At 73.3% G+C, this 9,918-nt stretch carries 8 protein-coding genes; 3 read left to right on the top strand and 5 right to left on the bottom strand.

Features of this window, described 5'->3' with window-relative positions:
* Nucleotides 1-176: 176 nt before the first annotated feature.
* The gene (locus ACIGJO_RS32680; protein ID WP_399964477.1) at nucleotides 177-1,217 is read right to left on the bottom strand and encodes a polyprenyl synthetase family protein; all 1,041 of its coding nucleotides are present in this window, start codon (nucleotides 1,215-1,217) and stop codon (nucleotides 177-179) included.
* A gap of 409 nt (nucleotides 1,218-1,626) precedes the next feature.
* Between ACIGJO_RS32680 and ACIGJO_RS32675 the strand changes: the two genes are divergently transcribed.
* A complete protein-coding gene (locus ACIGJO_RS32675) occupies nucleotides 1,627-1,866 on the top strand; it encodes a hypothetical protein (RefSeq protein WP_399964475.1) in 240 nt (79 codons plus the stop codon).
* Between the two features lie 64 nt (nucleotides 1,867-1,930).
* Here ACIGJO_RS32675 and ACIGJO_RS32670 read toward each other — a convergent pair whose 3' ends face one another.
* The 4 genes from ACIGJO_RS32670 to ACIGJO_RS32655 all read right to left on the bottom strand — a co-directional run bounded on the left by ACIGJO_RS32670 (nucleotide 1,931) and on the right by ACIGJO_RS32655 (nucleotide 6,622).
* Nucleotides 1,931-3,808 (bottom strand): BTAD domain-containing putative transcriptional regulator, encoded by a 1,878-nt coding sequence (locus tag ACIGJO_RS32670; protein ID WP_399964472.1) that lies wholly within the window; start codon nucleotides 3,806-3,808, stop codon nucleotides 1,931-1,933.
* A 61-nt stretch (nucleotides 3,809-3,869) separates the two neighbouring features.
* A complete protein-coding gene (locus tag ACIGJO_RS32665) occupies nucleotides 3,870-4,580 on the bottom strand; it encodes an IclR family transcriptional regulator (RefSeq protein ID WP_399964470.1) in 711 nt (236 codons plus the stop codon).
* A gap of 322 nt (nucleotides 4,581-4,902) precedes the next feature.
* The gene (locus tag ACIGJO_RS32660; protein WP_399964468.1) at nucleotides 4,903-5,823 is read right to left on the bottom strand and encodes a TrmB family transcriptional regulator sugar-binding domain-containing protein; all 921 of its coding nucleotides are present in this window, start codon (nucleotides 5,821-5,823) and stop codon (nucleotides 4,903-4,905) included.
* 52 nt (nucleotides 5,824-5,875) lie between these two features.
* A complete protein-coding gene (locus tag ACIGJO_RS32655) occupies nucleotides 5,876-6,622 on the bottom strand; it encodes a hypothetical protein (RefSeq protein WP_399964465.1) in 747 nt (248 codons plus the stop codon).
* A gap of 452 nt (nucleotides 6,623-7,074) precedes the next feature.
* On the opposite strand from ACIGJO_RS32655, the gene ACIGJO_RS32650 reads away from it, so the two are divergent.
* Complete coding sequence (locus ACIGJO_RS32650) at nucleotides 7,075-7,800, top strand: 4'-phosphopantetheinyl transferase family protein (RefSeq protein ID WP_399964463.1); 726 nt, start codon at nucleotides 7,075-7,077, stop codon at nucleotides 7,798-7,800.
* Nucleotides 7,801-8,184: 384 nt separating this feature from the next.
* A complete protein-coding gene (locus ACIGJO_RS32645; RefSeq protein ID WP_399964461.1) occupies nucleotides 8,185-9,912 on the top strand; it encodes a serine/threonine-protein kinase in 1,728 nt (575 codons plus the stop codon).
* Nucleotides 9,913-9,918 lie beyond the last annotated feature (6 nt).

The following is a 9,918-nucleotide window of genomic DNA, read 5'->3' as shown; positions in this document are numbered from 1 at the left end:
CGAACCCGGATCCAGCAACAGCCCGATACGCTCACGCGCCGTCAGCTTCCCCTTGGCATGCTGCGCCTCGGTCGCCCGGTCACTCGGTCCACGCAGTGCTTCGGCGCGGATCGCGGTGAGTTCATCCATTGCCGCCTGTGGCATGTCCAACCCCCTTGTCGTATCTGCCGGTCAAGTCAGCGTCCCGCCGCCGCGGGGACGGAGCGTGCGTGGACGTAGTCGCACAGGGCGTGCAGCGCCCGGCGTGCCGGTCCGGGCGGCAGCGCCTCCAGCGCCGCCCCGGCCAGATCCAGCCGTTGCCGCAGATGCGCCCGCGCGGCCGCGAGAGCGGGTGACACCGCGAACAGCTCCAGCGCGCGACGCCGGCCGGCGGGGTCGTCCAGCGGCCCGTCCGCCAGCAGCTCCCGCAGTTCGGCACCGGCCGGGCCGGGATCCGCGGCGGCCAGCGTCACCGGCAGGCTCAGCACTCCGGCGGCCAGGTCCTTGCCCTGTTCCTTGCCGGTGAGCGCGGCGGGGGCGGCCAGGTCCAGCAGGTCGTCGGATATCTGGAAGGCGATACCCAGCTGGCGGCCGTACTCGGTGAGGGAACTCCCGTACGCCTCCGGGGCTCCCGCCCTCCTGGCCCCGGCCCCCAGCGACATGGCGAGCAGGGCCGCGGTCTTGCCCGAACTGACCTGGAAGTAGTGGCCGACCGGGTCCTCGCCCTCGGCCGGTCCGGTCATCTCGCGCAGTTGCCCCACGACCAGTTCGCTCGCCACGTCCGCGTGGAACCGCACCATGTCCGGGCCCAGTTCGGCGGCGAGCCGGGCGGCCCGGGCGAGCAGCCAGTCGCCGCCCGCCACCGCGAGGCGCGCGCCCCAGCGGGCGTTGGCGCTGTCCACACCGTGCCGGAGCAGCGCCCCGTCCATCACGTCGTCGTGGTGGAGCGAGGAGATGTGGACGAGTTCGGCGACGACGGCGGTGTCGACGACGCCGTCCCGCCAGGACTCCCCGAACTCCGCGCCGAGCAGCACCAGCAGCGGGCGCAGCCGCTTGCCGCCCGCTGCGGCGAGATGGCCCGTGAGCTCGGCCACCCGGGGATCGGGAGCACCCGCCGCGCAGTCCAGCAGCCGCTTCTCCACGGCGAGCAGGGACTCGGCCGTCCGTTCCCGGAACGACGGGTCGTGCGAGGCGATGCGGTCCAGGAGTTCGGAGCCGGGCGGAGCCGTGACAGTCATGTCCGTCCTTCTTCTCAGCGGTGCGTGAGGGGTGCGCGGAGCCGCGGCGGCCGTCACCGGAACCTCTTTCTCCGCACGTCGGAACGGTGCACGGTGGAGACGGATCACGCGTCGGAACCGGCGGCCCGGTCTCCCGGAGGGACCGGACCCCCGGCGGCCCGGCGGAACGGGAGAGGGGGTTCGCCCGCCGGTCGGGCAGGCTCCGCGATCGGGGCGAGCACTGCGCCTGAAGCCCCCATCGAACTGCCCCCGCACCGTGCGCGGCAATGGCCTCTACAGGAAGCTGCCAGAGGGGTCGGGCACCGGGCCTCAGGTGTGCTTCCGGCGGCCGGGAGTATAGAAGCCGCATAGGCCGGTACCCAACCCTGGGGACAACGCCCGGCAGGGGCGGACCGAGGAGGAGGGGAACATGAGCCAGGAGCCCGCACCGGATCCGGCAGTGCCAACGGGCCCGGCGTCCGCCATGTCCGCGGCGGACCCGGACGAGGCCCCGGAGGACGGCTCCGCCGCGGACGACCAGGGGCTGCGCTGGGCCGCGCTGCTGGCCGCGTTCATCGACGACATGCAGGCGCCCCCGGCCGGCGGCCCCGCGGAACCCGCGGGTGGGGCCGGCCCGTCCGAGGAGCCCTCCGGCCCCTCGGACGGCTGACGGGACCGGAACCGCCGCCCCGGGCGCACCGCACGGGGCCGGTGGAGCACCGCGCCGGGGGCCCTCAGCGGACCAGCAGCCGGACCAGCGGAGTGCACCGGTAGTGCTCGCGCACCGGGGTGAGTACCGCACGGCCGCCCGGGGGGTGCGGCGGCATCCCGCCGGGCGCCGCCGCGACTTCCAGCAGTCCGCCCTCCACCAGCGCGTCCAGCGCCTGCCGGGCCCGCTCCTCGGACCAGTTAAGCCGCCGGGCGGCGCCGACCGGGGAGAAGACCTCCGGCGCCGTCCTGGCCAGGGTGCGCAGGACCGGGCGCAGCGCGGGTTCGAGCTGCATGACGCTCGTGCGGAGCGCGGTACGCAGATCGTGGGCGCCCTCCCCCCACTCCTCCACGCGCATCTCGCCACGCTCCAGCCGGTCCACCAGCCGGGCCACCGGGCAGTGCGGCCGGGCGACCAGCCGGGCCGCGCAGAACCGCAGCGCCAGCGGCAGCCCGTCGCACAGCTCCAACAGCCGTACGGACGCGCCCGGTTCGGCGTCCAGCCGCTCCTGCCCGACCCCCGACGCGATCAGCCTGCGTGCCTGCGCGTCGTCGAGGCGCCCGACCGGCACGGCCCGGACGCCCTCCAGCGCGGCCAGCGGCCGGCAGGCGGTGATCAGCACCCGGCAGCCCGGACCGCCCGCCAGCAGCGGCCGCACCTGGCGGTCGTCCACCGCGTTGTCCAGCACCACCAGGACCCGGCGCCGGGAGAGCACGCTGCGGTAGAGCTGCACCCGCTCGTCCAGCGTGCCGGGCAGATCCTCGCCGCGTACGGACATCAGCGCGCGCAGGAAGCTGCCGAGCACATCCAGCGGACTCCTGGCACGGCCGTCCTCGTCGCGCAGATCGACGTAGAGCTGGCCCTGCCGGAAGTCGCCCTGGCAGGCGTGCCCCGCGCGCACGGCCAGCGCCGTCTTGCCCATCCCGGGCGCGCCGGTCAGGACGATCCCGCGGTACGCGCTCCGGTCGGCACGCAGCTCCCTCACGACGTCGGTGAGTTCGGCGTGCCGGCCGACGAAGCCGACCGTTTCCATCGGCAGCATGGCGGGCACCAGACCGGTCCACGGACTGTGCGGGCCGTACCCGGACCGGCCCGCCGCCGGACCGGTCACCGGCACGGTGGCCCCGGCGGCCGGTCCGGACAGGACGAGCGGTTCGGCGGCGGCGGGTCCGGGCAGGGCCTCCAGCAGCACCTCACGGTGCAGTTGCCGCAGCGAAGCCCCGGGGGCCACCCCCAGCTCCTCCTGGAGGACCCGCCGCCCCTGTTCGTACACGCGCAGGGCGTCCATCTGCCGGTCGCAGCGGTACAGGGCGGTCATCAGATGACCGCGCAGGGACTCCCGGGTGGGGTGCTCCGCCACCAGCCGGGTCAGCTCGGGCAGGGCGCTGTCGTGCCGGCCCAGGGCGAGGACGGCCGACATGCGCTTGTCCACCACCCTCAGCCGGGCCTCCTCCAGCAGGGGGAGTTCGGTGCGGGCCAGGGACTCCGTGACATCCGCCAGTGCCGGACCGGTCCACAGGGCCAGCGCCGACTCCAGACGGTCCGCGGCCTCGGCGAAGCGGCTCTGCGCCAGATGCGCGCGCCCCTGCTCGGCCAGCTGCTGGAACACCTCCCAGTCGAACCACGCGTTCCCCAGCACCAGGACGTATCCGCGGTGCTTGCGCACCAGCCGGAGCCCCGGCCCGCAACTGCGGCGCAGCCGGGAGACATACGTATACAGCTGGGCGGACTGGGTCGCGGGCGGCGTCGGCCCCCACAGCAGCTCGCCGAGCCACAGGTCGGAGACGAACCGTCCCGGGGAGATCAGCAGCGCGGCGAGCACCGTGCGCTGCTTGGCCGCCGTGAGCGGTACGCGAACCCCCTGGGCCCAGATCTCGGTGGGGCCGAGAATTCTGAACTCCATCTGTGCCGAGGGCTCCTCGCGGCGCGTCATACGGGCCGCCCACCGCCCTCGCGGGAAGAGGTCATCCGTCCGACGCTTCGCCCAGGCGCAGCGCCGCCTCGATCAGGGCGCCGCCGAACTCCCTCGCCGGGCGCCTGGTCAGCACCGCGGCCGGCCCGGACAGGGAGAGCGCCGCCACCACGCGGCCGCCCGGTCCCCGGACGGGGGCGGCGAGCGTGACCTCGGCGCTGTCCCAGGTGCCGAAGCTCTGCGCCCAGCCCCGGCGGCGTACCTGAGCCAGCGCGGCGGCGGTGAAACGGGCTCCGACGAGGCCCCGGTACAGCGCCTCGGGCTCCTCCCAGGCCAGCAGCACCTGGGCCACCGCACCGGTCCGCATCGTGAAGGCGGTGCCCACCGGGACCGTGCCCGGCGCCCCCGGTGAGACCTCGGCGCCGGCCACGCACAGCTGCCCGCCCTCGCAACGCCGGTAGAGGCGGGCGCCGGCCCCGGTCCGCTCGCGCAGTCCGCCCAGTACGGGCCCGGCCAGGGCCAGCATCCGGTCACCGTGTTCCAGGACGGCCATCTCGCTCAGCCGTGGACCCAGCTGATACCGGCCCCTGGTGTCCCGGGTGACCAGCCGCAGCCGCATCAGGGCCAGCGCCAGCCGGTAGGCGGTGGGCCGGGTCAGCCCGGTGACCGCGACGATCCGGGAGACCGAGGCGGGCCCGCCCTCCAGCACGCCCAGCAGCCGGGAGGCCTTGTCCAGTACGGCGACCCCGCTGTCATGGAGCACGAGAGGAGGATAGGAGCAGGTGGTCATCGGGCACCCTTCAGGGACTCGGCCGGCCCGCCGGTCGTTCCGGCACGCCGGGCGATGAGGTGGAGGGGGCGCGGGACCGGGACGCCGCGGAGGGGTCCGCCGCCGATGCCGGCCTTCATTCTCTTCGCACCTCGCGTCAGCGGTACTTCGTAGTGGCACTGCGTCAGGTCCGCCCCGGCGGACTCCGATCGACGCGACCAGTTCTAGCCGCCCGCTTCCCGGCCGGACAACGGCAACTTCAGGAAGCTGCTAACACCGGTCGTTCCAGGTGCCGGGCCCGCGGGCCGACGGTCCGTCACTCCCCGCCGCGGGCAGGGGGACCGGACCGGCCCGGCGCCTCGACTCCGCCGAGCAGACCCAGTTCGGCGGCCCGTACGCCCGCCTGGAAACGGGAACTGGCGTCGAGCAGCGTCATGATCTCCGCGACGTAGCGCCGATAGGTGCGTACGGAGACGACGAGTTCACGGGCGGCGACCTCGTCGGTGACCCCGGCCTGCAGGGCGCCGAGGATCTGCCGGGCGAGCTCCGTCCGGCAGTGGTCCCCGAAGGTGACGCGCGCGGCGGCGGGCACGGCGTTGCGCCACACACCCTCGTACAGCGTGCACAGGGTGTGGATGACATCGGGGACCCGGATCAGCGAAGCCCTGCGTCCGGTCGGCGACTCGGTCGAGACCAGCCCCACCGCCGCGTCCACGATCACGGCCTGGAGGGGTGGCACCCGGGCCACCCGGATGTCCACGAACTCCTCCCGCCCGCTCTGTTCACGGACGAAGTCCTCGTCGATCATGGCCGGTGAGCACAGCAGCCGCAGCCGCACCCCCTCCGGCACCAGAGCGATCAGCGCCCGCAGATGAGCTTTGGTGTCCGTGCCGCAGCCGGGCCCCGGGGCCAGCACCACGTCGATGCTCGACTCCGCCTGGAGGACCAGCTTGCGCGCCTCGCCGAGCACCTCCGTGCGCCTGCCGTCCATGGCGACGATCTGCCGGTCCGAGGTGACCCGGTTGCGGTGGCGCTCCACCGTCGTCTCGATCAGTGCGCGGACCTCCAGCAGGGCCCGCTCGATGGCGTCCTGGCCCTCTTCCGGGGCGCGCGGCCGGGCGGGACGCCCGGCCGCGGACGGTCCGAGGCGGTCCTCTCCCGACTCCGCCGCCTTCTGCTCGTCGCCGTCCGGCCCGTCCGGCTCTCTCCGGCCTGCCGCAGGTCTCGTCCTGGTCATTTCCTGTGCCCCCGATGCTTCCCGGTCGGTGTCACCCCCACGGGCCGACGGCTCAGCCCCGCTCCAGCAACCCCAGCTCCACAGCACGCACTCCGGCCTGAAAACGGGAATTCGCACCGAGTACACGCATGATCTCCGCGACGTGCCGCCGGTAGGTACGCAGCGAGACATCGATCTCCCGCGCGGCCACGTCATCGGTGCGCCCCGCGCGAAGCTGCTCCAGGATCCGCCGTGCCAGCGCGCCGCGCAGGCTGCGGTCCAGCCGGAGCTCGTCGGCGACCGGGCGGGCGTTGGCCCACGCGCCGGCGAAGAGCAGGTCCAGGGCGCCCACCGCCGCCGGATCGGTGATGACCGCGGCGTGCCGGCCCGCCGACCCGTTGCCCGACTGGACGAGAGCCGTCCGGCCGTCGACGATCAGCGCCTCGCGCAACTCGCCCTTCGTCATGCGCACCTCCAGCGAGGCGTCGCCGAACGCCTCGCGGGAGTCGGCCGAGAGCTCCAGCGCGCGTCCCGCCGCGAGCAGCCGCACGGCGAGCGGCCCCCCGCCCTTCGGCGCGGCCGGTGGCGCCACCGCCGCGGCGACCGCCGAGATCACCACGGCCGAGTGCTTCCAGTTGCCCGTCACCGCGAGATGGGCCGAGTACCTCGCACCCGCCATGACGCGCTTCACGGCCTCGACCACCGAGCCGTCGTCCGCCCGCACCAGCAGCGAGCCGCAACCCGGCTGACTGCGGTGCATCGACACCGAGGACTCGATCAGCGCCCGTGCCTGAAGCAGCGCGCTCTCGACGGAATCCACTCGGTGCACGTCCTCAGGCGCATCCGTCACCCCCGAACCCATTCCGCTCCCCCGATAAGTATTCTGCCGCGCCGGAAACCAATTACCTGTGCTGGATTTATTCCTCAAGGGCGGCATCAGCCATGTGAGGTTAACCGAAATCCACGTGACGGGATCCCTGGACACTTACAAGCCATCGCTCTACGTGACCAGACATTAGATCGCGGACGTGAACCAGTCAACGGCTAACCGTTTCAAGCGGACCGAAGTGATCCGGAAGCCCCCTCCCGACCGGCCCCCACACCGCCCTTCGGCAGGAAAATGACAGGATCTTGCATCCCGACCCCCTATTCGAAACCTTCACATTCCGCTTACCGCGCCGTACGTGACGGATCGATCACTCTCCGGGGTCACCCCTGTCCCATAGCGGCCATCGGCCACTCCCGCACCACGGGCCGCCCTACCCTCCCCCCGTGACCGATTCCCCTCTGCCCACGACGACCGGGGCGACCGTCCGATGGTGGCGATTGGACGGCGAAAGACCCGATCCAGCCGATCTCGCCCTTCTGGACGCCGCCGAGCGCGAACGCCTGAGCGGTATTTCCCATCCCGCCAGGGCGGCCGAATTCGCCGGCAGCCGGGCGGGCACCCGGCGCGTGCTCTCGGAGCTTCTCGACGTCGCCCCGGCGGAGATCACGCTGGGGCGCCTGCCCTGTCCCGGATGCGCGGATCCGGGACACGGACCCCCCGCCGTCGTCCGCCCGTCCAGCCCCTTCCGGATCAGCCTTTCCCACTCCGCGGGCTGCTGCGTCCTCGCCGTCGCCCGGGTTCCGGTGGGCGTCGACGTCGAAGGCGTACGCGCCGTGGACACCGGGGAACTGGCCGGGATCGCCCTCACCCCGGCCGAGCGGCGCCACCTCCTCGGCACCGCCCCGGGCGCCCCCCGCAGCAGGGCGTTCCTGCGCTGCTGGACCCGGAAGGAGGCCGTGCTCAAGGCGGTGGGCATCGGCCTGGCCGCCGACCTGACCCGCATCGAGACCCACCCGGACCGCCCGGACCCGGTCACGGTGACCGCGGGGGTGCCGGGCACCCCGGACGTCTGGTCCGTCAGCGAGCTGAGCCTGCCGTCGCAATGGGTTGCAACCGTTGCCGTGCCTCACAGCGTCCCCACAGATGTGTCGACCCCTCGCCCACACTGATCGCATCTGCAAACTTCATGAAGTCTGCCGGACGTCCGCAATCCGGTTCCCCGCTCGCAATGCGGCGTTCCGCACACAGACAGAAAACTATTCGGTGAACGCTCAATTACTACCCGGTAGGGCATTCCCCACCCGCGGCCGACTTGACAATCCGGCGTACGCAAAACCAGATGCGCGCGGAGGGAATATGCGCACTACCGCCGGTAAGTCCTGGGATGAATTGCGAAACGCGCTATCCGGGGGCCATTGAGCGGCCGCCCGGTCCGGCGAGCCCGCTCCGAACCCGGAGTGCCGTCGGCCCCCCGGGTCCCCGGCCCGGGGACCGGCGCCCGCCGCTATTCTCAAGCACGGTCTGCCACGGCCGTACGGGGGAGGAATCGCACCATGGAGAAGCTGAGGTCGGACGACCCGCACCGGATCGGGGCGTACCGGCTCCTCGGCCGCCTGGGAGAGGGCGGCATGGGCATGGTCTTTCTCGCCCGGTCCGACCGCGGCCGCACCGTCGCCCTCAAGCTCGTCCGCCGCGAACTGGCCGAACAGCCCGAGTTCCGCGCCCGGTTCCGCCAGGAGGTCCGGGCCGCCCACCAGGTGGGCGCGGCCTGGACCGCCCCCGTACTGGACGCCGACACCGAGGCCCCCGTCCCGTGGGTCGCCACCGGCTATGTCGCCGGGCCCTCCCTCCAGCACATCGTCTCCGGCCGCCAGAGCGGGCCCGCGCCGGCCTCCGGGGCGTACGGCCCCCTGCCCGAACGCTCGGTCCAGCAGCTCGGGTCCGGTCTCGCCCATGCCCTCCAGCACATCCACGGCGCCGGGCTCATCCACCGCGACCTCAAGCCGTCCAACGTCCTGCTGACCATCGACGGCCCCCGGGTCATCGACTTCGGCATCGCCCGCGCCATGGAATCCGTCGCCGACGGCGGCCTCACGCGCACCGGCGCCCTGGTGGGATCACCGGGCTTCATGGCCCCGGAGCAGGTACGCGGCGAGCGTGTGACCACCGCCTGCGACGTCTTCTGCCTCGGCTCCGTCCTCGCCTACGCGGCGACGGGCCGCCTGCCGTTCGGTTCCGCCGACAGCGGTGGCGTCCATGCCCTGATGTTCCGCATAGCGCACGAGGACCCGGACCTGACGGGCGTCCCGGCGGGCCTGGTCGAGGTGATCGCGGACTGCCTCGCCAAGGATCCGGCCGCCCGCCCCGCCACGGACGAGATCCTGGTGCGGCTGGGCGAGTCCGAGGTCACCGAGACCTGGCTCCCCGGCAGACTCATCGCCCAACTCGGCCGCCATGCGGTGGAGTTGCTCGACTCCGAGGACCCGGAGCAGCCGCCTTCGGGGGATCACGGCGCGGCGAACGGCGGGGCGAACGGCGGGACGCCCACCCCGTCGGCGTACCACCGGACGGCCGGCCAGCAGCAGAGCCGACCCCAGCACCAGGCCCACCAGACGCACCAGCCCCAACAGGCCCATCAGCCCCAACAGACGCACCAAACGCAGACTCCCCCGCACCATCCTCAGCCCCACCCGGGCCACCAGGCTCAGCGTCAGGCCTTCGGCCAGCCCTTCGCACCGACGTATCAGACCCCCGCCCCGCCGGCACGGCGCCGCTCCGCCGGTTCCACCATCGCGCTGGTGGCCGTCGCCCTGATCGTCGCCGTCGGCGCGGGCGGGTCCGTGTACGCCTTCATGAACGGCAAGGGCACCGGCACCACCACCTCGCCCGACTCCCCCTCCCTGGAGGCGAAGAACGGCGACGGCCACGTCCCCGCCGACTACATAGGCACCTGGACCGGCACCATCGACGGCGCCTCCGGACCGTCGACCCGCCGCCTCGTCATCCGGCAGGGCAAGGTGGGCGACGCCGTCCTCTCCCTGACGGCGGACGGCCCGCTGGCCTCCGGCGGCACGTACCACTGTGTGTTCAAGGCGCCCCTGGAGGAGAAGCCCGCCTCCGACGACCAGGTCCACATCGGCCCCTCGACCGTCTCCGAGGGCGAGCCCGCGACCTCGTGCAGCCCCGGCAGGGCCACCGAACTGACCCTGCTCGCGGACGGCACCCTGCGCCGGGCGACCGCCGGCACCGACGAGAGCCTCGTCTACACGAAGTCCGAGTGACCCTCC

This window comes from Streptomyces sp. NPDC079020 (assembly GCF_044542225.1).
GTDB lineage: Bacteria > Actinomycetota > Actinomycetes > Streptomycetales > Streptomycetaceae > Streptomyces.
Note: the sequence above shows the minus strand (reverse complement) of the source record. Positions and strands in the feature narration are given on the sequence as shown.